18 protein-coding genes are annotated in these 26,205 nt (G+C 56.1%); 14 read left to right on the top strand and 4 right to left on the bottom strand.

All coding sequences use genetic code 11. From position 1 onward, the window contains the following. Positions 1-526: 526 nt before the first annotated feature. Together aas and lplT are read left to right on the top strand one after the other, a co-directional pair. Positions 527-2,677 carry a bifunctional acyl-ACP--phospholipid O-acyltransferase/long-chain-fatty-acid--ACP ligase gene (gene aas, locus WFP70_RS17725; protein ID WP_337023958.1) on the top strand — a complete coding sequence of 717 codons (2,151 nt, stop codon included), beginning with the start codon at positions 527-529 and terminating at the stop codon, positions 2,675-2,677. Then, complete coding sequence (gene lplT / locus WFP70_RS17720; RefSeq protein ID WP_337023957.1) at positions 2,674-3,864, top strand: lysophospholipid transporter LplT; 1,191 nt, start codon at positions 2,674-2,676, stop codon at positions 3,862-3,864. The genes aas and lplT overlap by 4 nt, the downstream gene beginning before the upstream one ends. A 202-nt stretch (positions 3,865-4,066) precedes the next feature. On the opposite strand, the gene WFP70_RS17715 is transcribed toward lplT, so the two are convergent. From WFP70_RS17715 to mutH, 4 genes are all read right to left on the bottom strand, one after another. Beyond that, complete coding sequence (locus WFP70_RS17715; RefSeq protein ID WP_034823131.1) at positions 4,067-5,107, bottom strand: NADP(H)-dependent aldo-keto reductase; 1,041 nt, start codon at positions 5,105-5,107, stop codon at positions 4,067-4,069. A gap of 143 nt (positions 5,108-5,250) precedes the next feature. Next, complete coding sequence (locus WFP70_RS17710) at positions 5,251-5,469, bottom strand: YgdI/YgdR family lipoprotein (RefSeq protein WP_034823127.1); 219 nt, start codon at positions 5,467-5,469, stop codon at positions 5,251-5,253. A gap of 117 nt (positions 5,470-5,586) precedes the next feature. Continuing rightward, a complete protein-coding gene (locus WFP70_RS17705) occupies positions 5,587-6,297 on the bottom strand; it encodes a TerC family protein (protein WP_337023956.1) in 711 nt (236 codons plus the stop codon). Between the two features lie 197 nt (positions 6,298-6,494). Further along, the gene (gene mutH, locus WFP70_RS17700) at positions 6,495-7,181 is read right to left on the bottom strand and encodes a DNA mismatch repair endonuclease MutH (RefSeq protein ID WP_034823117.1); all 687 of its coding nucleotides are present in this window, start codon (positions 7,179-7,181) and stop codon (positions 6,495-6,497) included. A 684-nt stretch (positions 7,182-7,865) separates the two neighbouring features. On the opposite strand from mutH, the gene rppH reads away from it, so the two are divergent. From rppH to recD, 12 genes are all read left to right on the top strand, one after another. After that, entirely contained in the window at positions 7,866-8,396 is a 531-nt protein-coding gene (gene rppH, locus WFP70_RS17695) for an RNA pyrophosphohydrolase (RefSeq protein ID WP_034823115.1), read from the top strand. Positions 8,397-8,408: 12 nt separating this feature from the next. Then, a complete protein-coding gene (gene ptsP / locus WFP70_RS17690) occupies positions 8,409-10,655 on the top strand; it encodes a phosphoenolpyruvate--protein phosphotransferase (RefSeq protein WP_038645088.1) in 2,247 nt (748 codons plus the stop codon). A gap of 115 nt (positions 10,656-10,770) precedes the next feature. Beyond that, positions 10,771-11,652, top strand: coding sequence for a prolipoprotein diacylglyceryl transferase (gene lgt, locus WFP70_RS17685; RefSeq protein ID WP_034823111.1), 882 nt, complete (start codon positions 10,771-10,773; stop codon positions 11,650-11,652). Further along, the gene (thyA, locus tag WFP70_RS17680; protein WP_045816400.1) at positions 11,649-12,443 is read left to right on the top strand and encodes a thymidylate synthase; all 795 of its coding nucleotides are present in this window, start codon (positions 11,649-11,651) and stop codon (positions 12,441-12,443) included. Before lgt ends, thyA begins: the two co-directional genes overlap by 4 nt. Positions 12,444-12,624: 181 nt before the next feature. Beyond that, positions 12,625-13,095, top strand: a complete 471-nt coding sequence (locus WFP70_RS17675; protein WP_337023955.1) for a prepilin-type N-terminal cleavage/methylation domain-containing protein — start codon at positions 12,625-12,627, stop codon at positions 13,093-13,095. Continuing rightward, positions 13,086-13,625 (top strand): prepilin peptidase-dependent protein, encoded by a 540-nt coding sequence (locus WFP70_RS17670; protein WP_097117991.1) that lies wholly within the window; start codon positions 13,086-13,088, stop codon positions 13,623-13,625. The genes WFP70_RS17675 and WFP70_RS17670 overlap by 10 nt, the downstream gene beginning before the upstream one ends. After that, a complete protein-coding gene (locus tag WFP70_RS17665) occupies positions 13,622-14,050 on the top strand; it encodes a DUF2509 family protein (protein WP_337023954.1) in 429 nt (142 codons plus the stop codon). Before WFP70_RS17670 ends, WFP70_RS17665 begins: the two co-directional genes overlap by 4 nt. Beyond that, on the top strand, positions 13,986-14,324 hold the full coding sequence (locus WFP70_RS17660) for a prepilin-type N-terminal cleavage/methylation domain-containing protein (RefSeq protein ID WP_337023953.1): 339 nt from the start codon (positions 13,986-13,988) through the stop codon (positions 14,322-14,324). The genes WFP70_RS17665 and WFP70_RS17660 overlap by 65 nt, the downstream gene beginning before the upstream one ends. Positions 14,325-14,403: 79 nt before the next feature. After that, the gene (gene recC / locus WFP70_RS17655; protein ID WP_337023952.1) at positions 14,404-17,784 is read left to right on the top strand and encodes an exodeoxyribonuclease V subunit gamma; all 3,381 of its coding nucleotides are present in this window, start codon (positions 14,404-14,406) and stop codon (positions 17,782-17,784) included. Positions 17,785-17,889: 105 nt separating this feature from the next. Next, complete coding sequence (gene ptrA / locus WFP70_RS17650) at positions 17,890-20,787, top strand: pitrilysin (protein WP_337023951.1); 2,898 nt, start codon at positions 17,890-17,892, stop codon at positions 20,785-20,787. Then, complete coding sequence (gene recB / locus WFP70_RS17645) at positions 20,784-24,329, top strand: exodeoxyribonuclease V subunit beta (protein WP_337023950.1); 3,546 nt, start codon at positions 20,784-20,786, stop codon at positions 24,327-24,329. Before ptrA ends, recB begins: the two co-directional genes overlap by 4 nt. Further along, entirely contained in the window at positions 24,326-26,176 is a 1,851-nt protein-coding gene (recD, locus tag WFP70_RS17640; RefSeq protein WP_337023949.1) for an exodeoxyribonuclease V subunit alpha, read from the top strand. Before recB ends, recD begins: the two co-directional genes overlap by 4 nt. Positions 26,177-26,205 lie beyond the last annotated feature (29 nt).

Below are 26,205 nucleotides of genomic sequence, written 5' to 3'. Positions count from 1 at the left end.
CAGGGGAGCTAAGCTGCGGGACAAGGTCTTACCTTAATGGACGCGTCAGATTCACCCTGTTTCAGGTGAAGGTAGCTAACCATCACCTACTGCAGGATTCAAGATACAAGGACGCGGGCGAAAGGCGGGGCGGCACATGGATGTGCCATCCCCCGCCGTTCCGTCAGGCAGGCGAATGGCGTGAGGGTACCGCGTCAGCGGCGTGAGGACGCCAGACCCAAAGCGACTCCAGACTGCGTTATCACCGGTTTCTCTCCCCAGACTGCGTATCACCGGTTTCTCTCCCCAGTCTTCGATATCACCGTTTTCTCATCACAATCTGCTTCATCACCAGCTTCGCCAGTGCAGCCCTGACGGCATTAACATTGAGCAGCATTTCACAATTATCAGCCCCCCAACGGTAAATTTTTACAGACTACACACCACACCCACCTCAATTCCTCACCATAAATCACCGCAGCACTTGTCGAAAATCGCCAGATATTGCAAGGTAAGCGCCATATTTTACCGCTGCTAAGGAGCTGGCATGCTTTTCACTGTTCTGCGTTTCCTGTTTCGCCTGTTATGGCGGGTGGAACTGCGTGGCGATCTCACCGCACTGCACAAAGAAAAAGTGCTGATCACCCCTAACCATATGTCATTCCTTGATGGCATTTTGGTGGCGCTGTTTTTGCCGATTAAACCGGTGTTCGCCGTCTACTCCTCGATCAGCGATCAATGGTTTATGCGGCTCCTGAAGCCGATTATCGACTTCGTGCCGCTCGATCCCACTAAACCGATGTCGATCAAACATCTGGTGCGCATGATCAATGAGGGGCGTCCGGTGGTGATCTTCCCGGAAGGGCGTATCACCGTGACCGGATCGCTGATGAAAATCTACAGCGGTGCGGGCTTTGTCGCGGCGAAATCGGGTGCGACCGTGGTGCCCATGCGCATTGAAGGCGCGGAATATACGCCGTTTGGTCGTCTGGCGGGCGTATTCAAACGCCGCCTGTTCCCGCGCATCACCTTAAGCGTCTTACCGTCCACCGTCATCCCGATGCCGGAAGCCAAACGCGCGCGCGATCGTCGCGTATTGGCGGGTGAGCACTTACATCATGTGATGATGGAAGCGCGTATGGCGGTGCGTCCACGGGAAACGCTCTTTGAAGCGTTCCTCAATGCGCGCCAGCGTTATGGCCTGACTAAACCTTGCATCGAAGACATCAACTTCAAGCCGGACAGCTACACCGGGCTGCTGAAAAAATCGCTCGGCGTCGGTCGAATTCTTGAGCGCTACAGCCAGCAGGGGGAATACGTTGGTCTGCTGCTGCCGAATGCCACCGTCACGGCGGCGGCAATCCTCGGGGCGTCAATGCGCGGGCGTATCCCGGCGATGCTCAACTACACCGCGGGCGTCAACGGCATGCGTGCAGCGCTCACCGCTTCGCAGGTCAAAACCGTGTTCACCTCGCGCCAGTTCCTTGAGAAAGGCAACCTGGAGCACCTGCCGCAGGGCTTAACGGAAGTCCAGTGGATCTACCTCGAAGACCTGAAAGATACGGTCACACTGAAAGACAAGTTGTGGATTCTGGCTCACTTGCTGATGCCGCGTCGCGCACAGGTCAGGCAGCAGCCGGAAGATGCCGCGATGGTGCTGTTCACTTCGGGTTCGGAAGGCAATCCCAAAGGCGTGGTGCACTCGCACAAAAGCCTGCTGGCTAACGTTGAACAGATTCGCACCGTGGCGGATTTCACCCCGCGCGATCGCTTTATGTCGGCGCTGCCGCTATTCCATGCTTTCGGCCTCACGGTCGGCTTGTTTACGCCGCTGCTAACCGGCGCACAGGTGTTCCTCTATCCGAGCCCGCTGCATTACCGCATCGTGCCGGAGCTGGTGTATGACCGTAACTGCACCGTGCTGTTTGGCACCTCGACTTTCCTCGGCAACTATGCGCGCTTTGCCAGCCCGTATGATTTTGCACGCCTGCGCTATGTGGTAGCGGGTGCAGAGAAGTTGCAGGAAGGCACGCGCCAAATCTACGCCGAGAAGTACGGCATTCGTATTCTTGAAGGCTACGGCGTGACCGAGTGTGCACCAGTGGTGGCAATCAACGTGCCGATGGCGGCGAAAACCCACACCGTGGGCCGTATCCTGCCGGGCATGGATTCACGTTTGATCTCCGTGCCGGGTATTGAGCAGGGCGGTCGTCTGCAACTGCGTGGTCCGAACATCATGAACGGTTATCTGCGCGTCGAGAATCCTGGCGTGCTGGAGAAGCCAGTAGCCGATAACGGTGAAGGCGAGATGGAAGCCGGTTGGTACGATACCGGCGACATTGTTAGCTTCGATGAAGGTGGCTTCTGTCAGATTCAGGGCCGTGCCAAACGCTTCGCCAAAATTGCCGGTGAGATGGTGTCACTGGAAAGCGTCGAACAGATCGCTTTGAAAGCCTCGGGCGAGAAGCAGCATGCCGCGTCACTGCGCCCTGACGGTCATCGCGGTGAAGCCTTAGTGTTGTTCACTACTGACAGCGAACTGGGGCGTGAGCAACTGCTTAAAGCCGCCCGCGATATCGGTGCGCCAGAACTGGCTGTGCCGCGTGACATTCGCTTTATGAAACAGCTGCCGCTGCTGGGTAGCGGTAAACCAGACTACGTCAGCCTGAAACAGCTGGCCGAAGAGGATCAAGCATGAGTCAGGCGGTTAATCCCGATTCACCGTTACTGTCACGCAATATGATGGCGGTGATTGTGGCGCAGTTTTTCTCCGCGTTTGGCGATAACGCGCTGCTGTTTGCCACGCTGGCGGTGCTGAAAAGTCAGCTCTATCCCGACTGGAGCCAGCCGATTCTGCAGATGATGTTTGTGGCCACTTACATTCTTCTGGCACCGTTTGTCGGGCAGATGGCTGACAGCTTTGCCAAAGGCCGGGTGATGATGTTCGCCAACAGCCTCAAGCTGCTGGGCGCACTGATTATCTGTTTTGGCTTCAATCCATTCCTTGGCTATACGCTGGTGGGTATTGGTGCGGCATCCTACTCGCCTGCTAAGTACGGCATCCTCACCGAGATCACTAGCGGTGAACGACTGGTGAAGGCCAACGGTCTGATGGAGTCCTCTACCATTGCTGCCATCCTGTTGGGTTCAGTGGCGGGCGGTATTCTGGCGGACTGGAATCTACTGGCCGCACTGATTGTGTGTGCACTCACTTACGCGTTGGCAGTGGTGGCGAATATCTTTATTCCTAAGCTGTTGGCGGCACGACCGGGTCAGAGCTGGCAGTTTGGTGCCATGTTCCGCAGTTTCAAAGATTCCGCTTTGCTGTTGTGGCGTAACGGCGAGACGCGTTTTTCCCTGCTCGGCACCAGCATGTTCTGGGGCGCAGGCGTGACGCTGCGTTTCCTGCTGGTGCTGTGGGTGCCCGTGGCGCTCGGTATCACCGACAATAAAACGCCGACCACGTTAAATGCCATGGTGGCGATCGGGATTGTGATTGGCGCTGCCGCGGCGGCGAAACTGGTGACGCTGCAAACCGTGCGCCGCTGCATGCCCGCCGGGATATTAATTGGCGTGATGGTGGTGGTGTTCTCACTGCAAACCAGCTTGCTGAATGCCTATCTGGTACTGATGGTGTTGGGTGCGCTCGGTGGCTTCTTCGTGGTGCCGCTTAATGCGCTGTTGCAGGAGCGCGGCAAAGAGTCGGTGGGCGCGGGTAATGCGATTGCCGTGCAGAACTTCGGTGAAAACATCGCGATGTTGGTGATGCTGGCGCTGTACACCATCGCTGTTAAGTTGGGTGCACCTGCAGTGGCAACCGGTATCGGGTTCGGTGGGATTTTTGCTGTGGCGATTGCGTTGCTGTGGTGGAAATCGCGCCGTTAAGGCGGTGCGTTGAAAAACCAGGTCGCCAGCAATGGCGACCATAGATCCGAAATGCGCGCATTCGGGTGTGCACAATCAAAAACTGCGTCATACGCCTGTAGGGTGTGCATCCAGGCACATCGGGCCAAAGTCTTAGCCACCAGGCCATCAATGCTGCAGGTCGTTGCGATGCAAACCGTTGCGCCGCAACGATGACATCCCGTTAGGGTGCCGGGTAAGTATACTGACGATGAATCGCTTCCAGTTCCTCTAACACATCGGCATTCAGCGTCAGGTTGAAACTCTCCACGTTAATCTTCAGCTGTTCCAGCGTCGTCGCGCCCAGCAGGGTACTGGCGACAAATGGCTGCTGACGCACGTAAGCCAGTGCCATCTGTGACGGATCCAGGTTGTGCTTCTTCGCCAAATCCACGTAAGCGGCAATCGCCTGATTCGACTGCTCACCGCTGTAGCGGGTGAAGCGGCTGAATAGGGTGTTACGCGCACCGGCTGGTTTCGCACCATTCAGATATTTGCCGCTCAAAGTACCAAACGCCAGGCTTGAGTAGGCCAGCAGTTCAACGCCTTCGTGCTGGCTGATTTCCGCCAGGCCAACTTCAAAGCTGCGGTTCAGCAGGCTGTACGGGTTCTGAATGGTCACAATACGCGGCAACTCGTGCTTCTCAGCCAGCTGCAGATAGCGCATCACGCCCCATGCGGTTTCGTTAGACACGCCGATGTAGCGAATCTTACCTGCGCGCACCTGCTCATTCAGGGCTTCCAGCGTTTCCAGCAGCGTCACGTTGGCGGTGGTTTCGCTGTACTGGTAGCCCAGTTTGCCGAAGTAGTTGGTTTGACGTTGCGGCCAGTGCAGCTGGTAGAGATCGAGATAGTCGGTGTTCAGACGTTTCAGACTGGCATCCAGCGCTTCGCGAATGTTTTTGCGATCCAGCGCCTGGTTAGGGCGAATCGACGCATCTGCGCCGCGCACCGGACCGGCAATTTTGCTGGCCAGAATGATCTTGTCACGGCTGCCGCGCTTCTTCAGCCAGCTGCCAATGTACTGTTCGGTTAATCCCTGGGTTTCCGGGCGCGGCGGCACCGGATACATTTCAGCGGTATCAATCAGGTTGATGCCACTGCTAATCGCGTAATCGAGTTGCGCGTGGGCGTCGGCTTCGCTGTTTTGCTCACCAAACGTCATGGTTCCTAACCCCAGTTGGCTGACTTCCAGCGTACTGTGGGGGATGCGGTGATAATGCATTGCCGGCTTCCTTTTTTCATTATGAAAGGGAATGTTGTGTCCTCTGGGACTATATCCTGTGAAGCGGCGCGGAAGGAAGGGGGGAAAGTTCGGGAAATCGCCTGCACTGGGGAAAAAATCGTGCAGGCAATCGAATTTGGCACTTAACGCTCAATGATGGTGGAGACCTCGTCACCATTGATCTGCATCACATGACCTTGATCGTCAGTGTACTGCACCAAACCTGTCTCTTTATCGATGGACGGTTTGCCATCAGTTTTAATCATACGGCCATCTTTGGTCGCCATCACGTAATCACTGCTGCAACCACTCAACGTCAGCGCGACCAGCATAATACCCACGACACTCACCAACCCTTTCATTCTTATCTCCCTCAACCTACTTCAACTGCAAAAGTGTAGTAATAAATGCTTTCGCTGGCTGACGTAATCGCATCATTCCTAAAATTAAAGGGCGAGATGCGCTCGCCCTTGACATCGTTAAGCCGCGCTTTTCTTGCTGCGCATCAGGTTCAGGCACTCCACGGCCATGGAGAAGAACATGGCAAAATAAATGTAACCTTTTGGTACATGGATACCGAAACTCTCCAGAATCAGGGTAAAGCCGACCAGAATCAGGAATGCCAGCGCCAGCATTTTCACCGATGGATGACGCTCAACAAATTCACCAATGGCGCGTGCGGCAAACATCATCATCAGCACCGCTATGACCACGGCAGCCATCATGATGAACAGATGATCGGACAAGCCGACAGCGGTGATCACCGAATCGAGGCTGAAAATAATGTCCAGCAACATGATCTGAACGATCGCGCCGAAGAAGGAGTGGACGTTGGTTTGGTGCTCACCTTCGGCGCCTTCGATGGTTTCATGAATCTCCATGCTGGATTTCCACAGCAGGAACAGACCACCAAACAGCAGGATCAGGTCGCGCGCAGAGAAGCTGTGATCCATCAGGGTAAACAGCGGATTGGTGAGACGGACTACCCAGGCAATGGACGCCAGCAGACCCAGTCGCATCAGCATGGCACCCATTAAACCGAGGCGGCGAGCTTTGTTTTGCTGGTGTTTCGGCAACTTAGCGACAACCAGCGACAGGAAGATAATGTTGTCGATACCCAAAACCACTTCCAGAATGGTCAATGTTCCCAGTGCCAGCCAGGCATTGGGATCAGCAATCCAGTCAAACATGAATCATTCAATCCTAAACGAAAATTAAACGGCGATTATACACGTCCTGTTTCGGCTTGCAGCTGCCTTGGTTGCTCACGTTCACCCCAGTCACTTACTTATGTATGCTCCCGGGGATTCGCGTACTTGCCGCATGGCTGCACCAAAAAAAGGCCCCATCAGGGGAACCGAACCAGTCGTGTAAGGAGTCGAGTCATTTACAGTAGAAAATGGCGTGCCAGCAGCGGTCCGGTGAAGCTTTTCTTGAGATAAAAACCGCGCGGTAGCGTCATTATAGGCTCTCCATGCTCACCGATGGCTTCCGTCAGCGCTTTGCTGTTGGCCGCTTTCGGGCGAATCTGCAGCCAGGCGCCGTGACGGGCGGTAATACGTTCCACCTGGCCCAGCACGATCATATCCATCAACTCTTCCCAGTCTTCACGCAACTGCTGATCTTCTTCTTCGCTCGGTTGCCATAACAGCGGCGATCCCACTCGACGATCCGCGAGGGGCAAAGCACGGTCACCCTCAATCGGGATCCACAAAACGCGAGCCAGCTTGTGGCGCACATGGCTGGTCTCCCAGGTTACGCCGCTGTTGCCGGTCAGAGGCGCAACGCAGACAAAGGTGGTTTCCAACGGTTTGCCCAGCGCATCCACGGGGATGGTCTTGAGTTCGATACCGAGATGGGCGAAATCCTGTTCCGCTTTGCTGCCCGCGCTGGCACCAAGGTGCAGCTCAATCAGCATGCCAACCCAGCCCTTATCCCGCCTCAAATCGGCTGGCACCGGCAAACCCAGCTGAGCTGCCAGTGCGGCAAACGTCTGGCCTGCCAGCTGTTGTGCACGTTGCAGTAATTCCGCTTCATCTTGTGGTGGCGGCGGCAATAAAACGGGGGAATTCATGGCAAAACTCATATTGGTTAAAGGATGTACAGCGCTGGCGGGGACGAGTTTTCCACATGCGCGCAGCGTGAATAACCGTGATAATAGCATGATTAAGCGTGCTTTTTTATTTGCATTGCCGGACGGTTGTGGATGCTATGGCAAGGTTATCCCAGTTTGTTATCGACAATGAACAGGATCTCCAGACTACTTATCCACAGAATGGTGGGATAACCCCCCTCACAGAGCACCCCTGTTTCGATTTACAGCCTTGACTTTAGCGATTTGAACGCTTTTTTTCCTTTCTTTGACCAGGTTTAGGGCATTATCTGTGGATAAAAGCGACGGTGGTGGATCTTTGAGCAGCGAATGGAACCTGAGGATAATTAGAAAGTGATCCTCGTTGAAACAACACTGTGATTTTTTCCTATCACTATGATTAATGGTGTTTTTAGTGCTATTCTTAGTCTGCCTTATGAGAATTTTCCGAAGTGGTTATTCAACTCATTCCCGTGTTCTGCACAAAGCTATCCACAGAAAAGGTGAATAAGATCGCCCTGAAAACCGCTCCGCTGTTTATAACTTGGCTAAACTCTGTGAGTTATCCTGTTTTTATTCGGCTATCGCCCCGGATATCCAGTGGTTTACCGCCTGTAAGGAGTGTGAAACAATCAGGCTATTCAAATTTAGCTTTGAGGTAGTCCAGTGATCGATGATGATGGCTACCGCCCGAATGTTGGTATCGTAATCTGTAACAGGCAAGGACAAGTGTTATGGGCCAGGCGCTTTGGACAGCACTCCTGGCAATTTCCTCAGGGAGGCATCAATCCGGGTGAAACCGCTGAACAGGCGATGTATCGCGAACTGTTCGAAGAAGTGGGTTTACACCGCAAAGATGTTCGAATACTTGCTTCAACCCGTAACTGGTTACGTTACAAGTTGCCAAAACGTTTGGTGCGTTGGGACACAAAGCCGGTGTGTATCGGCCAGAAACAAAAGTGGTTTCTTCTGCAGTTGATGTGTAGTGACGCGGAGATCAATGTGCAACACAGCAGCACGCCGGAGTTTGATGGTTGGCGCTGGGTCAGCTTTTGGTATCCGGTGCGTCAGGTCGTCTCTTTTAAGCGCGATGTCTATCGCCGCGTGATGAAAGAATTCGCTGGCGTGGTGATGTCTATGCAGGAGAGTGCGGGGCAGCGTAATAACAATGCCGCTCATCGACGTAAAAGAGGATAGGCCACGCCCTTTATGCTCACTCAGTTGCGCGAAATAGTAGAGAAAGTGGCGAGTGCTCCGCGTCTGAATGAAGCACTCGACATTCTGGTAAACGAAATTTGCCTTGCGATGGAAACCGAGGTCTGCTCGGTTTATCTCGCAGATCACGATCGTCGTTGCTACTACCTGATGGCGACGCGCGGGCTGAAAAAGCCGCGCGGTCGCACTGTCACGCTGGCGTTTGATGAAGGTATTGTCGGGCTCGTCGGACGTTTAGCCGAGCCGATCAACCTTGCCGACGCGCAAAGCCATCCCAGCTTCAAATACATTCCTTCTGTTAAAGAAGAGCGTTATCGCTCTTTCCTTGGCGTGCCGATCATCAGCCGTCGCCAACTGCTTGGCGTGCTAGTGGTTCAGCAGCGCGAACATCGTCAGTTCGACGAAAGCGAAGAATCCTTCCTGGTGACGCTGGCCACGCAGATGGCGGGCTTGTTATCGCAATCACAGCTCGGCCAACTGTTTGGTCAGTTCCGTCAGACGCGGGTGAAAGCCATCGCGGCGGCACCTGGCGTGGCGGTCGCGCCCGGTTGGGTTGATGAAACCCAGCCCTTGCTGGATCAAGTCTCTGCGGCCTCCACGCTGGATGTGCAGCGTGAACGCGAGCGTCTGGTGCTGGCAATGGGCGAGGCGGGCAATGAATTTCGCCGCTTCAGCAAACGCTTTACCGCCAGCGTGCAGAAAGAGAGTGCGGCGATCTTTGATCTCTACTCGCACCTGTTAACCGATGCCCGTTTGAAAAAAGATCTGTTTGCCGAGATTGATCGCGGATCGGTTGCCGAGTGGGCGGTGAAAACGGTGATCGAGAAGTTCGCCGAACAGTTTGCCAGCCTGCAGGATCAATATTTACGCGAGCGTGCGGGCGATTTGCGCGTGCTCGGACAACGTCTGCTATTCCATCTCGACGATACGCTGGTCGGCACCAATGCCTGGCCTGAACGCTTCGTGCTGGTGGCGGATGAACTCACCGCGACCACGCTGGCAGAGCTGCCACCGGAGCGTTTAGCCGGTGTGGTGGTACGCGACGGTGCGGCCAATTCCCACGCGGCTATTCTGACGCGCGCGATGGGCATTCCCACCGTCATGGGTGCGGATATCATCCCTGCGCAGCTCAACAAACGCCTGCTGATTGTCGATGGCTATCGCGGCGAGTTGTTAATCGATCCTGAACCCGTGCTGGTGCAGGAGTATCAGCGTTTGATCAGCGAAGAAAATGCGCTGAGCAAAATGGCTGAAGGTGTGGTGGAGCAGCCCGGCGAGCTGAAAAGCGGCGAACGGGTGCAGGTGATGCTGAATGCGGGCCTGAGCCCTGAGCATGAGCAGAAGCTGGATAACTGGGTGGATGGCATCGGCCTGTACCGCACAGAAATTCCATTTATGCTGCACAACGGATTCCCGTCGGAAGAGGAGCAGGTCGCGCAATATCAAGGCATGCTGCAACTGTTCTACGATAAGCCGGTGACGTTGCGTACGCTGGATGTCGGCGCCGATAAACAGCTGCCTTACATGCCGATCAGTGAAGAAAATCCTTGCCTCGGCTGGCGCGGCATTCGTCTGACGCTCGATCAGCCAGAAATTTTCCTGGTGCAGGTACGTGCCATGCTGCGTGCCAACGTGGCCTCCGGCAATCTCAGCATTCTGCTGCCGATGATCAGCCATATCGATGAGATCGACGATGCGCGTCGTCTGATCGATCGCGCCGGTCGTGAAGTGGAAGAGATGCTGGGCTATGTGATCCCGAAACCGCGTATTGGCGTGATGATCGAAGTGCCGTCCATGCTGTTTATGATCCCGCATCTGGCGGATCGCGTGGACTTTATTTCGGTGGGCACCAACGACCTGACGCAGTATCTGCTGGCGGTAGACCGTAATAACACGCGTGTGGCGAACCTTTACGATCCGCTGCATCCGGCGATGCTGCGCGCGCTGCAGAGCATTGCCCACGAAGCCCGTCAGGCCAAACTGGAACTCTGCCTGTGTGGTGAAATGGCCGGCGATCCGATGTGCGTGGCGCTGCTGGTGGGCATGGGTTATCACCACCTCAGCATGAACGGTAAAAACATTCCGCGCGTGAAGTATCTGTTGCGTCACCTCGATCACGAGGAAACGCAGAAGCTCAGTGAAAATGGTGTGGCGGCCCATACCGCTTCAGAAGTGCGCCATCTGGTGTCCGCGTTTATGGAACGACGTGGCCTGGGCGGTTTGATTCGCGGCGGCCGTTAACGGCGTTTACATTTCCGCGGCAATTGTGAAAAGCGGCTGTGCTATCATGCGCAGCCTTTTATGGTATGACCCCTTAGCCAGACCCGTTTCAGGGCAGAAAAAACGATGGTGAAAGATGACTAACGGCTACATTTCGTTTCCCCAATTCGATCCGGTAATTTTCTCCATCGGACCGATTTCGCTTCACTGGTACGGTTTGATGTATCTGGTGGGCTTTGTATTTGCTATGTGGCTGGCGGTGCGCCGTGCCAATAAACCCGGCAGCGGCTGGAAAAAAGAAGAAGTGGAAAACCTGCTGTATGCGGGCTTCCTCGGCGTGTTCCTCGGTGGCCGTATCGGCTACGTGCTGTTCTATAACCTGCCGCTGTTCCTCGATAATCCACTCTATCTGTTCAAAGTCTGGGATGGCGGTATGTCGTTCCACGGTGGCTTGATTGGGGTGATTGTGGTGATGCTGGTGTTTGCGCGTCGTACTAAACGCACTTTCTTCCAGGTATCTGATTTCATTGCACCACTGATTCCATTTGGTTTGGGCGCCGGTCGTCTCGGTAACTTCATCAACGGCGAGCTGTGGGGGCGTGTCGATCCCAACTTCAAATTCGCCATGCTGTTCCCGGGTTCGCGCAGTGAAGATATCGCGCTGGCGGCCAACAATCCGCAGTATCAGCAGTTGCTGAGCACTTACGGTGTGTTGCCGCGTCATCCTTCGCAGCTGTATGAGCTGTTCCTCGAAGGTATCGTGCTGTTCATCATCCTCAACCTGTTTATTCGCAAGCCGCGCCCGATGGGCAGCGTCTCTGGCCTGTTCCTGATTGGCTATGGCGCTTTCCGCATCATCGTCGAATTCTTCCGCCAGCCGGATGCCCAACTGGGCCTGTTTGAAGGCGGCATCAGCATGGGGCAGATTCTCTCGATCCCAATGATTCTGGCCGGTGTGATTATGATGATCTGGGCGTTTCGTCGTCGTCCGCAGCAACAAACTCGTGAGGTAAAATGAAACAGTATCTGGATTTAATGCAACATGTGCTGAATGAAGGCGCAGAGAAAGCCGACCGTACCGGTACAGGCACCCTGTCGATTTTCGGCCACCAGATGCGTTTCAATTTGCAGGATGGTTTTCCACTGGTCACCACCAAGAAGGTGCACCTGCGTTCGATCATTCATGAACTGCTGTGGTTCCTGAAAGGCGAAACCAATATCAGCTACCTGAAAGATAACAAGGTGACGATTTGGGACGAGTGGGCGGATGAGAATGGCGATTTAGGACCGGTCTACGGTAAGCAATGGCGCAGCTGGGGCAGTGCGTCAGGCGAAGAGATCGACCAGATTAGCAAAGTGATTGAGCAGTTGAAGCGCGATCCCGATTCACGCCGCATCATCGTATCGGCATGGAACGTGGGCGAGCTGGATCAGATGGCGCTGGCACCTTGTCATGCCTTCTTCCAGTTCTACGTGGCAAACGGCAAGCTCTCTTGCCAGCTTTATCAGCGCTCGTGCGATATCTTCCTTGGTCTGCCGTTCAATATCGCCAGCTATGCGCTGCTGGTGCATATGGTGGCGCAGCAGTGCGATCTGGAAGTGGGTGATTTTGTCTGGACCGGTGGCGACACGCATCTGTACAGCAATCATCTGGAGCAGGCACAGCTGCAGCTGACGCGCGAGCCACGCCCGCTGCCGAAACTGGTGATCAAACGTAAACCTGCTTCTATCTTCGATTACAACTTTGAAGATTTTGAGATTGAGGGTTACGACCCGCATCCGGCCATTAAAGCGCCGGTTGCGGTGTAAACGCACGCGTCATCACGCTGAAGCCCTGCCACTGTGCGGGGCTTTTTTATCTCTGTTATCTGTATCCGCCTCGCAAAAATTTGTCTCTGCCTGTACCGCGCAAAAAACAGCCTGCGCGACGCTTTCCATCCTGCCGCTTGATGCCTTGTTGCCTGTTCGATTGAAGCGCACATTGGCTGCCATGAACAAACACGCAAACCTCGGTTTCACCCTGCTGGAGCTGCTACTGGTGATGGTGATCGCCGGCATACTCAGCCTCGGCGCCCTGCACAGTTGGCAGCGCTGGCAGCAGCATCAACAACTGCGCGATAGCGTGCTGCAGCTGCAGGGGTTTCTGTTACGGCTGCGCGCCCATGCGAACGGGCATAACAGCGATCTCAATTTGTGGCTGATTCCCGGCGAACGCGGCTGTTTGGGCGTAGGTGTAAAACCGGCGGAGGGCTGTGAACTGCCTTCACGCTGGTGGCTAGCACCGCCGCATGCCGGGGTACGCTTCAGTGCCATCATCGGCGAGCCGGGTTTCTTTGGACGGCGTGACGTGGCGCGCCCTGGCAGCATTGAGATTGAAAGCGCGGCCGGTCGCTGGCGGGTGATTATCTCTGCGCGAGCACGTATTCGCGCCTGCCAGACCGGAGAAAAAGGGTGCGAGTAGCGGAGGCCGGTTTCAGCCTGCTGGAAATGCTGATTGCTCTGGCAGTAGGCGCGATATTGATGGTGAGTGTGGGCCGATTTTTGCCGCTGCTGCTGGAGCAAAATCTGCGCCTGCAGCAGCGCGTGCAATTGCAGCAGGAGCTACAGCAGCTTTCTCATACGCTGCAAAAAGCGTTACAGCGCGCGGGATACTGTCGTGGGCAATGTACTGGCCCCGCACTGACTCTGGCTGCGAGTGGCAGCTGTGTGCTGCTGCGCTGGGATGAAAACAGCAATGGGCGCTGGGAAGATGTGGGCAGCAGTGACAGCGACTTTTACGGCTATCGGTTGCGCAGCGGGCAGCTGGAAATGCAGCGCGCGGTGGATAACTGCAACGGCAACGGTTGGGAACGCCTAACCGATCCCGCTTTCCTCACCATCGAACATTTTAGCGTGGTGCGGCAAGGCACCCGATTAATGCTCCATCTGACGGGGCGATCGGGTACACAAAGCCTGCAGGTGGAGCACTGGATTGAAGGACGAAACTTATGAGCCAGCACGGCAACAGCACGCTGGGCATGGTGCTGATGCTGTTACTGCTCGGCAGCCTGACGCTGCATGCCACACGCACGCAGTTGTCACAGGATATGGTGCTGGTGGCCGATACGCAGCAGCACCATAAAGATTTTGCGCAGGCACAGGCTGCGCTGCAATGGGGACTGATGCAGAGTTGGCCAGAGGCGTCCGGCTGGCAATGTCAGCAACAGCCCGTACACCAGTGGTTAAGCTGTTTATTACATACGGAGGAGGGCAATGCGCTGTTATCGGGTCAGGATGAAAAGAGTGAACTCCGCCTCTGGCAATGGGTCTCGCCACGCAACCAACGGCTGCATCCCCAGGCGCACGGCTGGATTGACTACTGTCCATTGTCTAAACCTGAGCACTGCCAGCCGCAGGAAGGATCAGCAGGGCTTTAGCCTGGCAGAAACGCTGGTGGCGATGCTGCTGCTGGCGATGACCATTAGTACGCTGATGCAATACCATCGAGCGCTGGCCTTAGGGTTTAGTCAACAGTGGCAGCAGCGCCAGGCGTGGCAGGTTGCCGGACAAGCCTTGCTGGGGCGTGAGGTGGTGGGCTGGCAGATCGATCGTCAGCAGCAGAGTGTGGGCATAGGATGCGTGCTGGAGCGTATCACGGTGACGGGCTCGCAACAGCGCAGTGCCAGCCTGGCTCAGCTCAATTGTCACTAAGGTGACCTCGGCGATAGGCATCGTTAGCGATACAGGGTAGAGTGACCAGGCTGCGCTGTTTTCCCTCTCAAGGAGATTTATGTTCCGGGTTTACCACTCCAATCAGCTTGATCTGTTGAAAAATCTGGCAGGTATTCTGATTGAAAACCAGCCGCTGAACGATGCGTTCGCGGCCGAACAGGTGCTGGTGCAAAGCCCCGGCATGGCGCAGTGGCTGCAGATGGAACTGGCAAACAGTTTTGGTATTGCAGCGAATATCGACTTTCCGCTCCCTGCGACCTTTATCTGGAACATGTTTGTCAAAGTGCTGCCCGGCATTCCAGAGGAGAGCGCTTTCACTAAAGCCAGCATGAGCTGGAAATTGATGCATCGCTTGCCCACCTTGCTGGAGCAGGAGGCCTTTCAGCCGTTGCGTCACTACCTCAATGATGACGATGACAAGCGCAAGCTTTATCAGCTCAGCGCCCGCGTGGCCGATCTGTTTGACCAGTATCTGGTGTATCGATCTGACTGGCTCAACAGTTGGGAGCGCGGAGAACTCATCGACGGCTTGAGCGATGCCCAGCAGTGGCAGGCACCGCTGTGGCGCGATCTGGTGGCGTTCACTGAACAATTGGGCCAGCCGATGTGGCACCGTGCCAACCTGTATGCGCGCTTTATCCATGCGCTGGAGCAGGCCAAAACGCCACCGGCGGAATTGCCGCAGCGCGTGTTTATTTGTGGTATCTCCGCGCTGCCGCCGGTGTATTTGCAGGCGCTGGAAGCGCTTGGCCGCCATATCGATATTCACCTGCTGTTCACCAACCCCTGCCGCCACTACTGGGGCGATATTCAGGATTACGCTTTCCTTGCCAAATTGCAGAGCCGCAAACGTCGCCGCATGCAGTCTGAAGAAGCACAGCCGCTGTTCCGCGATCCCGAAGCAGCGCCGACGCTGTTCAATGAACTCGGCGAGCAACAACTCACCAATCCGTTATTGGCCTCGTGGGGCAAACTGGGGCGCGATAATCTGTTTCTGCTGAGTCAGATGGAATCCGCCGCTAACGATATTGATGCCTTTGTTGAGATGCCGCAGGACAGCCTGCTACACAGTCTGCAAGCCGACCTGCTCAACCTGGATGACCACGCCGTGATCGGTTTGCACGCCGATGAACTGGGTAACAGCCACAAAAAACGGGTGCTCGACCCTGATGATCGCACCATCACGCTGCAGGTATGTCATAGCGCTCAGCGTGAAGTGGAAGTGTTACAGGATCATCTGCTGGCGCTGATGGAGGCCGATCCAGATCTCAAACCGCGCGACATCATCGTGATGGTGGCGGATATCGATAGCTACGCGCCCTTCATTCAGGCGGCGTTTGCCAGTGCGCCTGCGGATCGTTATCTGCCGTTTGCCATCTCGGATCGCCGCGCCAGCCAGGCACATCCGGCGATTCTGGCCTTATTAAGCTTGCTGGCGCTGCCAGACAGCCGCTTTGCTTCCGAAGAAGTGCTGGCACTGCTCGAAGTGCCTGCGCTGGCGCAGCGCTTCTCGGTGGATGAAAGCGGTTTGCGCCTGCTGCGCCGTTGGGTGATGGAATCCGGTATTCGCTGGGGGCTGGATGATGCCAGCGTCGAAGCATTGGCACTGCCTGCCACCGGTCAACATACCTGGCGCTTCGGCCTGCAGCGCATGCTACTCGGTTACGCGCTGGAAAGCCGCAACGGTGACTGGCAGGGCATTCTGCCTTACGACGAATCCAGCGGATTGATTGCCGAACTGGCCGGGCATCTGGCCGAATTGCTCTCTCGCTTAGAGTCGTGGCGCACCCGACTGACCGGCGAGCGTACGCTACCGGAGTGGTTGCCGCTGTGCCGCGAGCTGATTGAGAACTTCTTCAACGGCGATGCCGAAAGCGACGCAGCATTACTGCTGGTTGAAACCCAGTGGAAACAGATTATTGAGCAGGGCACGCAGGCTGATTATCAGCAACCGATTCCCGTCACCTTACTGCGTGATGAGTTGCGCTCGCGCCTCGATCAGCAGCGTATCAGTCAGCGCTTCCTGGCCGGGCCGATAAACTTCTGTACCCTGATGCCAATGCGTTCGATTCCGTTCAAAGTCGTCTGCTTGCTGGGGATGAACGATGGCGTCTATCCACGCACGCTGGCGCCGCTCGGTTTTGACCTGATGCAGCAGCAGGCACGCAAAGGCGATCGTAGCCGCCGTGATGATGACCGCTATCTGTTCCTTGAAGCCCTGATTTCGGCACAGCATCAGCTCTACATCAGCTATATCGGCCGCGCGATTCAGGACAACACCGAGCGTTATCCCTCCGTGCTGGTGACAGAGTTGGTGGATTATCTTGGTCAGAGTTTTTGTCTGCCAGGCGATGAAGCGTGCGAACCCGACGTCAGCGAGCAGCGTGTACGTGAGCATTTACAGAAGCTCCACAGCCGCATGCCCTTTGCAGCGGAGAACTTCCGCCCTGACGCTTACGGCCAGAGCTTCGCCGCAGAGTGGTTGCCTGCTGCTACCGACAGTGGCGTGGCACAGCCAGACTTTGTGCAACGGTTGCCGCCACTGCCGCTGGAAACGCTCTCGCTTGAGCAATTGCTGCGCTTCTGGCGTCATCCGGTACGGGCCTGGTTCCAGCAGCGGCTGGGCGTGGCTTTCTGGATGGAAGAGAGCGAATTGCCGGACAGCGAGCCGTTTGCCCCGGATAGTCTGGAGCGTTATCAAATCAATGCGCAGCTACTGAATACCCTGGTCAACGGTGAGGATCCTGCGCAGCTTTATGCGCGTCATCGCGCTGCGGGCAATCTGCCTTATGGTGCTTTTGGGGAACTTTTCTGGCAGAGCCAGACCGAAGAGATGCAGGAAGTGGCTGCGGAAGTGAGTGGACAGCGTCAGCCCGCAGAGAGTTGGGAAATCAATCTGCCGCTGAATGGGGTGCAGTTGACCGGTTGGTTAACCCAGGTGCAAGCTGATGGACTGTTACGCTGGCGTCCGGGTGTGCTGAACATGAACGATGGTCTGCTATTGTGGCTGGAGCATCTGGTGTACTGCGCGTTGGGCGGCACAGGTGAAAGCCGCATGTACGGGCGCAAACAAAGCCGCTGGCGTTTTAAAGCCATCGACGCTGAGTCTGCGCTGTCACTGTTGAACGAATACGTGACGGCTTATCAGGCGGGGATGACGGAACCGTTGATGTTGCTGAACAAATCGGGTGGCGCGTGGCTGGATGCCAGTTTTGATCGAAAATCCGGCCAGTTGCTGGACGATGACGCCACGCAGAAAAAGGCATTGAACAAATTGCTGCAAGCCTGGCAGGGTGGTTTTCAGGTGGAGGGCGAAGGCAGCGATCCTTATCTGCAGCGCCTGAGCCGTACGCTGGATGATGAGGCGGTGCAGGTAATTGTTGCCGCCGCTCGCCAGTGGTATTTACCGGTGCGCCTTGCGCATCAAGATGATGAATAGCAATTGGGTAACGCCGCTTTTGCGGGTGTTCCCAAAATCATAAAAAGTTGTCTATTGCGCCGCTGGGCACACAGCCAGCGGTAAAGGGTAAAGAAAGGGGTTTAAATGCGGATTTACGCACGCTGGATGGGAGCGCTGCTGCTGAGCATGCTGGCGCTGAATGCCTTTGCCGATAGCGATCGCGGCTGGCAGCCCATCAATGAAACGATTCGAAAAAGCGATCACGATCCGCGCAGTTATCAGGCCATCACGCTAACTAACGGTATGACGGTGTTGCTGGTGTCTGACAAAGAAGCGCCTAAATCACTGGCCGCACTGACGTTGCCTATCGGCTCGCTGGACGATCCGAATCAGCAGCTAGGGCTGGCGCACTATACCGAACATATGGTGTTGATGGGCTCAAAACGCTATCCGCAACCGGATAATCTGGCCGAATTCCTGAAAAAGCACGGCGGCAGTCACAATGCCAGTACCGCTTCTTATCGCACCGCGTTCTATCTGGAAGTGGAAAACGATGCACTGCAACCGGCGGTGGATCGTCTGGCCGATGCCATTGCAGAGCCTTTGCTCGATCCGGTCAACGCTGATCGTGAGCGTCATGCAGTTAATGCAGAGCTCACTATGGCGCGTTCGCGCGACGGCCTGCGTATGGCGCAGGTCGGGGCGGAAACTCTGAATCCAGCGCATCCAGCTTCCCGCTACTCAGGCGGTAACCTTGATACGCTGCGCGATAAGCCCGACAGCAATTTGCATCAGGCGCTGACCGAGTTTTATCACAGCCACTACTCCGCCAATCTGATGAAAGCGGTGATATACAGCAACAAATCGCTAGCAGAGATGGCTGATATTGCGGTCCAGACGTTTGGACGAGTGGCTAACCATCAGGCCATCGTACCGAAAATCGAAGTGCCGGTGGTGACTGATGCGCAGAAAGGCATCATCATCCACTACGTGCCTGCCCAACCGCGAAAACAGCTTAAAGTTGAATTCCGCATCGCCAACAACAGCGACCAGTTCCGCAGCAAAACCGATACGTTGATCAGTTACATCCTGGGCAACCGCAGTAAAAATACCCTCAACGACTGGCTGCAAAAGCAGGGGCTGGCTGACGGGGTGAATGCCGGTGCCGACCCAATGACAGACCGCAACAGCGGCGTGTTTGCTATCACGGTCTCCCTGACCGACAAAGGCCTGGCCCAGCGTGATGAAGTGGTGGCGGCGATCTTTAGCTACCTCGACATGCTGCGTAATAAAGGCATCGATAAGGGCTATTTCGATGAAGTGTCGCATGTGCTGGCGCTGGATTTCCGCTATCCGTCGATCACCCGTGACATGGATTATATTGAATGGTTAGTGGATACCATGCTGCGCGTGCCGGTGGATCACACATTGGATGCACCTTATCTCGCGGATAACTTTGACCCTGCGGCAATCAAATCTCGTCTGAATGAGATGACACCGCAAAATGCCCGCATCTGGTATATCAGCCCTAATGAGCCGCACAACAAAGAAGCCTATTTTGTCAATGCGCCTTACCAGGTCGATAAAATCAGTGATACACAGTTCAGTGACTGGCAGCAGCGCGGCAAGCAGATTCAACTGTCGATGCCGACGCTGAATCCGTATATCCCTTCTGATTTCTCCATTATGCCTGGTGATGGCAAAACGTATACGCATCCGGTGGCGCTGAGCGACGGTGACAGCATGCGCATCTACTGGATGCCAAGCCAGTTCTACGCCAGTGAACCAAAGGCAGCCATTACTCTGGCACTGCGCAACAAAGCGGCAATAAGCGACGCGCGTCAGCAGGTGTTATTTGGCCTGAATGATTATCTCTCAAGCGTGGCGCTGGATGAGTTGAACTCGCAGGCGTCAGTGGGGGGGATCAGTTTTTCTACCGGTGAAGATGACGGCATTGTGTTCAGCGCCAGTGGTTTTACCCAGCGTCTGCCGGAGTTACTGAAAAAACTGGTTGAGGGCTATGCCAGCTTCCAGCCGGACGCACAGCAACTGGAACAGGCAAAATCCTGGTATCTGGATCGACTGGAAGCCGCCGAGAAGGGCAAAGCCTTCGAGCAGGCGATTCAACCGATGCAGATGCTGTCACAGCTGCCGTATACCCAGCGTGAGACGCGCCGCAAGCTAGTGAAAGATCTGACGCTGAAAGACGTGACGGATTACCGTGATGCCTTACTGCGCAACGCTACGCCGGAAATGATGGTGGTGGGCAACCTCTCCGCCGATCGCGTTAAACAGCTGGGCACCGATCTGCAACAGCAGTTGCACAGCGATGGCCACAGTTACTGGCACAGCGATTACGTGGTGATCGATAAAGCCATGAAGGCCAACCTGCAAACCGCAGGAAGCAGCACGGATTCTGCGCTGGCTGCGCTCTACGTACCACTGGGTTACGACGAGTATCAAAGCATGGCTAACAGCACCATGTTGAGCCAGATTGTCCAACCCTGGTTCTATAACCAACTGCGCACTCAGGAACAGTTGGGCTATGCGGTGTTCTCGTATCAGATGCCGATTGGTCGCCAGTGGGGGATTGGCTTCCTGCTGCAAAGCAACAGCAAGCAGCCGGCCTATCTGATGCAGCGCTTTGAAGCGTTCTATCCGCAGGCTGAGCAACGCCTGCGCGACATGAAACCGGAAGATTTTGCCCAGTATCAGCAGGCGCTGATCAACGACTTAAAACAGCGCCCGCAAACGCTTGATGAAGAAGCGAATCGCTACAGCCGTGACTTCAACCGGCAGAATTTTGCTTTCGATACCCGTGAAAAAGCCATCGAGCAGATTCAGAAGCTCACGCCGCAGGGCGTGGCCGATTTCTTCCATAAAGCGGTGCTGGAACAGCAGGGCATGGCGATGATTTCGCAGATTGGCGGTAGCCACGATGGCGCCACCAAAGATGATTATGCACCTCTGCCGGGCTTCACGACCTGGGATCAGGTGGAGAAGCTACAGCAATCCCTGCCGGTTAAGAGTGACGCGCAATGAGTCTGATTCAGCCGCCAGAACCGCTCAATCCGCTGACGCTGCCATTGCGTGGCGAGCGGCTGATTGAGGCGTCTGCTGGAACCGGCAAAACCTTCACTATTGGGCTGCTTTATCTGCGGCTTTTGTTGGGGCTGGGCGGGCAACATGCCTATGCCCGACCACTGTCGGTCGAAGAAATTCTGGTCGTGACCTTTACCGAGGCGGCCACCGCAGAGTTGCGCGGACGTATCCGTGCCAACATCCATGAGCTGCGGCTGGCCTGCATTCGCGGTACCAGCCGCAATCCGATGCTGATGCAATTGCTACTGGAGATGCCGCAGCCAGCAGAAGCGGCATCGCTACTGCTGGCTGCAGAGCGGCAGATGGATGAAGCGGCGATCTTTACCATCCACGGCTTTTGTCAGCGCATGCTCAATCTCAACGCCTTTGAATCCGGCATGCTGTTTGAACAGCAGTTGATTGAAGATGAACAACAGCTGCTGCGTCAGGCCACTGCCGATTTCTGGCGTCGCCACTGTTATCCACTCTCACTGGATATTGCCCGCGTGATTGTCAGTGAGTGGAGTGGTCCGGAGCAATTGCTGGCGACGTTGCGGCCGTGGCTGCAAGGCGAATCACCTAACCTGCGTTTAGCGCCCGCTGACGACGAAACGCTGACGATGCGCCACAACGAAAACCTGGCGCGTATTAACGCGATGAAAGCCGAGTGGCGCGCGGTGGGTGAAGAGGTGCTGACGCTGGTGGGGCAGTCCGACGTGGACAAACGCAGCTACAGCAGTAAAAATCTGCCGGTGTGGGTGAATAAAGTCAGTTTCTGGGCACAGAGTGAAACCCTGGATTATCAGGTGCCCGCAGAGCTGGCGCGCTTTGGTCAACGGGTGCTGGAGGAGAAAACCAAAAAAGGCCATCCTCCGCACCATGCCCTGTTTGCGACCATCGACCTGTTTCTGACTCAGCCCATTTCACTACGCGATTTGCTGATTGCGCGCGCGCTGGTGGATATCCGCGCCGCCGTACGGAAAGAGAAACGCCAGCAGGCGCTGCTGGGTTTTGATGATCTCCTGAGCCGACTGGATGATGCCCTGCAGCAGCCTGCAGGAGAAATGCTGGCGCAGGCGATTCGTCAGCGTTTCCCGGTGGCGTTAATTGATGAGTTCCAGGACACCGATCCGCAGCAATATCGCATTTTCCGTACGCTGTACGGTAATCAGCCTGACCATGCATTGCTGTTAATTGGCGATCCAAAACAGGCCATTTACGCCTTTCGTGGCGCAGACATCTTTACCTATATCCGCGCGCGCAATGAAGTGAGCGCGCATTACACCCTCGACACCAACTGGCGCTCTTCGCCAGCAATGGTGGAGAGCGTCAATCAGCTGTTCAATCGGCTCGAAGCGCCTTTTGTCTTTGATGCTATCCCTTTCTTGCCGGTGCACTTCGCTGAGCCAAATCAGACGCTTTCTCTCACACTGGATAACCAGGATCAGGCGGCACTGCGTTTCTGGCTGCTGCCGGGCGACGGGTGCAGCGTAGGCGATTATCAGCAGGCGTTAGCGCGACAGTGTGCCGCGGATATCAGCCACTGGTTACAGGCGGGGCAGCAACAGCGTGCGCTGCTGGGTAAAGCGGCCGCGCAACGCCCGGTGCAGGCATCGGATATCACGGTGCTGGTGCGCAGCCGCAACGAAGCCAATCTGATCCGTGAAGCACTTAACCAGCTTGGCATTCCCTCGGTCTATTTATCGAACCGCGACAGCGTCTACACCACGCCCGAAGCGCGTGAGTTGCTGTGGTTACTGCAGGCGGTGCTGGCACCCGAACAGGAGCGCATGCTGCGCACGGCGCTCGCTACCTCGCTGTTTGCCTTCGATGCGGCACAGTTGGATGCATTGGATCAGGATGCGCGCGGCTGGGATGAGCTGGTAGAGACTTTTGCCCGCTGGCAATTGCTGTGGCAGCAGCGCGGTGTACTGCCGATGCTGCGCCAGCTGATACAGGAACGCCAGCTTGCGGAAAACCTGCTCGCCTCAGAAAATGGCGAACGCCGCCTGACCGATTTGCTGCATCTGGGTGAACTGATGCAGGAGGCGGCGGCGCAGCTCGACAGCCCGCACGCGCTGGTGCGTTATCTGGCGCAGCAGATAGCCAGCCCGGACAGTCAGTCGTCCAGCCAGCAATTGCGTCTGGAAAGCGATCGCCATTTGGTGCAGATCGTCACTATCCATAAATCTAAAGGACTGCAATATCCGCTGGTGTGGCTGCCGTTCGCCGCCGGATTCCGCGAGGCGGATACCGCGCTGTATCACGATCGCGACAACTTTGAAGCGGTGCTGGATCTGCAGGCTGATGACGCAAGCCTGGCGATGGCCGAGCAGGAGCGTTTGGCCGAAGACCTGCGCTTGCTGTACGTGGCACTTACCCGTTCGGTGTATCACTGTAGCGTAGGTGTGGCACCGCTGTTTCGCGGCACGCGCAAAAAAGAAGGCGAGAGCGATCTGCATAAAAGCGCACTGGGCCATCTTTTGCAGCGTGGTGAAGCGGCGACAGCGGCACAGCTGGAAACTTTACTCAATCAGCACAATGTCGCGGGTACCGAGGTGATGCACGTGCAGGAACAGGTAGCCGAACGCTGGCACGCGCCTGATCCCGCTCATGACACATTGGCTGCCCGCACCGTTAGCCGCACGCTGGTGGAACCCTGGCGCGTCACCAGCTACTCAGGCTTGCAGCAACACGGTAGCCAGCGACTACTTGATGTGATGCCACGCTTCGATCTGGAAGCCGCAGGCGAAGAACAGCAGGAAGAGATCGCTGAAGCTGCACTGACACCGCACCATTTCCCGCGCGGCGCCGCGCCGGGGACTTTCCTGCATGAACTGTTCGAATCTCTCGATTTCCCACATCCCCCCACGGCCGCATTGCTGGAGCAACATCTGCAGCAGAATGGGTATCCATTATACTGGCAACCGATACTGACGGATTGGATTGCGCGCGTAGTGAGTACGCCGCTCAACGATCAGGGGATACAGCTCGGTCAGGTACAGACCAGCGATCGACTCGTGGAGATGGGCTTCTACTTGCCGATTGACGGTTTGCTGACCGCGAATGATCTGGATGCGCTGATCCGTCAGGATGCTTTATCGTCCGATGCGCCGCCGCTCGATTTTCGTGAGGTACAGGGCATGTTGAAAGGCTTCATTGACCTGGTGTTCCGCTGGCAAGGCAAATATTACCTGCTGGATTACAAATCCAACTGGCTGGGCGACAGCCACGAAGCTTATACACCAGCAGCGATGAGACAGGCGATGATCGACCACCGCTATGATTTGCAATATCAGCTCTACACGCTGGCGCTACATCGCTATCTTCAACATCGCGTGGCAGATTATGACTACGAGCAGCACTTTGGCGGCGTGTTTTATCTGTTCCTGCGTGGCATGGATGGCACTTCACCGGCCAACGGCGTATTCCACACACGGCCAACTCTGGATTTTGTTTCACAACTGGATAGCCTGTTTCGCGGGCAGGGAGCCTCGGCATGAGTGGCATTACAGCGCTACTTCAACAGGCGGTTGAGCTGCGTTTGCTGCGCTCACTGGATGTTCAGTTCGCCCTGTTGCTGGCGGATGGCACGCAGCCAGCACGCCTCCTGGCGGCTGCCTGTCTCAGCGCGGAAGCGGGTGAGGGGCACGTCTGCTTACCGCTGTCACAGCTGAGCCGTGAAGGGTTATTCAATGGCCGCCATCCTGAACTGGCGCAGGCCATCTGGCTGGCGGCGGGCGAGCCGCAGGACTGGACGCAAATTCTGGCTGGCTGGCCTGCTCTGAGCAACAGCAACAACGATCAGGCAGCACCGATTGTACTGACCGAAGGCCGTCTTTATCTGCATCGTCTCTGGCACCATGAAGGGCAGGTGGCGCGTTTCTTTCAGGCGCAGTCTGCTCCGCAGGCATTTCCTGATGGAGAGGTGCGTGCTGTACTGGATAACCTGTTTGGTACTGAACCCGATGACTGGCAAAAAATCGCGGCAGCGGTGGCGCTAACGCAGAAAACAGCAGTCATTTCCGGCGGCCCAGGCACCGGGAAAACCACCACCGTGGCAAAATTGCTGGCGGCATTGATTCGCCTGAGCCAGGGTGCACTGCGCATTCAACTGGCAGCCCCGACCGGCAAAGCGGCGGCGCGTTTAACCGAATCGCTCGGTAAAGCGCTGCAAAAACTGCCGGTCAGCGACACTGAGCGCCAACGCTTCCCAGCGGAAGCTACCACGCTGCACCGTTTGCTCGGTGCCCAGCCCGAAACCCAGCGCTTGCGCTATCACGCCGGTAACCTGCTGCATCTGGATGTGCTGGTGGTGGATGAAGCCTCAATGGTTGATTTGGGCATGATGGCCAATCTCATCGCCGCACTGCCACCCCAGGCGCGCGTGATTTTTCTTGGTGACCGCGATCAGCTGGCGTCAGTAGAAGCCGGGGCGGTACTGGGCGATATTTGCCGCTGTGCGGAAGCGGGATACAGCGTCGCGCGTGCAGCCCAGCTGAGTGCGTTAACCGGTTGCCAGGTTGAAGGCCACGATGATGACAGCGCGCCAGCCGTGCGCGACGCCATCTGCCTACTACGCAAGAGCTATCGCTTTGATGCTAACTCGGGCATCGGCAAGCTGGCGGCTGCGGTCAATGCCGGTGAGCCAAAGGCGGTTGAGGCCGCATTTAACGCGGGCTTCAGCGATATATCACGCCAGCCACTCAATGATGGCGAGGCCTATCAGGCAATGCTGAATGCTATCGCGGAAGGCTACCGTCCATTCCTGCGGCTGGTGAGCCAGCGAGCACAGCCCGCAGAGATTCTGCACGCATTTGGGCATTATCAGCTGCTGTGCGCATTGCGCGAAGGGCCGTTTGGCGTGCAGGGATTAAATCAGCGTATTGAGCAAAAACTGATGCAGATGCAGCTGATTCGTCGTCCGCTGGGGGGGAGCCGCTGGTATCAGGGCCGTCCGGTGATGGTGACTCGCAATGACAGCGCGCTTGGGCTGTTTAACGGCGATATTGGCATTACGCTGTTTGATGATGAAGGGCTGCTGAAAGTTTTCTTCCCGTTGCCGGATGGCAGCATCAAAGCCGTACAGCCAAGCCGGTTACCGGCGCATGATACGGCCTGGTCGATGACGGTGCATAAATCGCAGGGATCGGAGTTCGACCATACCGCGCTGGTGATGCCGGCACAGTTTTTACCGGTACTCACCCGCGAACTGATTTACACCGCCATTACGCGTGCGCGCAAACAGTTAACCCTTTACAGCGATGAAGGCGTATTTCGTCGTGCGGTGCAATTACGCACTCAGCGTCGCAGCGGATTGTTGGACCGGTTAAGCGGAGAGTCATTCTGAGCGAGAGTTGAGGTCGGTAAAGAAACCGA

This window comes from Pantoea sp. USMM079 (assembly GCF_037153115.1).
Lineage (GTDB): Bacteria > Pseudomonadota > Gammaproteobacteria > Enterobacterales > Enterobacteriaceae > Pantoea > Pantoea communis.
The sequence above is the reverse complement of the archived record's forward strand: the minus strand, read 5'-3'. Positions and strand labels throughout refer to the sequence as shown.

Excerpts from the sequence above, each read along its gene's own strand:
- recD (WP_337023949.1), top strand. The coding sequence starts at position 24,326 with ATGAGTGGCATTACAGCGCTACTTCAACAGGCGGTTGAGCTGCGTTTG.
- WFP70_RS17715 (WP_034823131.1), bottom strand. The coding sequence starts at position 5,107 with ATGCATTATCACCGCATCCCCCACAGTACGCTGGAAGTCAGCCAACTG.
- aas (WP_337023958.1), top strand. The coding sequence starts at position 527 with ATGCTTTTCACTGTTCTGCGTTTCCTGTTTCGCCTGTTATGGCGGGTG.
- recC (WP_337023952.1), top strand. The coding sequence starts at position 14,404 with ATGTTCCGGGTTTACCACTCCAATCAGCTTGATCTGTTGAAAAATCTG.
- WFP70_RS17710 (WP_034823127.1), bottom strand. The coding sequence starts at position 5,469 with ATGAAAGGGTTGGTGAGTGTCGTGGGTATTATGCTGGTCGCGCTGACG.
- WFP70_RS17705 (WP_337023956.1), bottom strand. The coding sequence starts at position 6,297 with ATGTTTGACTGGATTGCTGATCCCAATGCCTGGCTGGCACTGGGAACA.
- mutH (WP_034823117.1), bottom strand. The coding sequence starts at position 7,181 with ATGAATTCCCCCGTTTTATTGCCGCCGCCACCACAAGATGAAGCGGAA.
- recB (WP_337023950.1), top strand. The coding sequence starts at position 20,784 with ATGAGTCTGATTCAGCCGCCAGAACCGCTCAATCCGCTGACGCTGCCA.
- lgt (WP_034823111.1), top strand. The coding sequence starts at position 10,771 with ATGACTAACGGCTACATTTCGTTTCCCCAATTCGATCCGGTAATTTTC.
- lplT (WP_337023957.1), top strand. The coding sequence starts at position 2,674 with ATGAGTCAGGCGGTTAATCCCGATTCACCGTTACTGTCACGCAATATG.
- ptsP (WP_038645088.1), top strand. The coding sequence starts at position 8,409 with ATGCTCACTCAGTTGCGCGAAATAGTAGAGAAAGTGGCGAGTGCTCCG.
- ptrA (WP_337023951.1), top strand. The coding sequence starts at position 17,890 with ATGCGGATTTACGCACGCTGGATGGGAGCGCTGCTGCTGAGCATGCTG.
- WFP70_RS17675 (WP_337023955.1), top strand. The coding sequence starts at position 12,625 with ATGAACAAACACGCAAACCTCGGTTTCACCCTGCTGGAGCTGCTACTG.
- thyA (WP_045816400.1), top strand. The coding sequence starts at position 11,649 with ATGAAACAGTATCTGGATTTAATGCAACATGTGCTGAATGAAGGCGCA.
- WFP70_RS17665 (WP_337023954.1), top strand. The coding sequence starts at position 13,622 with ATGAGCCAGCACGGCAACAGCACGCTGGGCATGGTGCTGATGCTGTTA.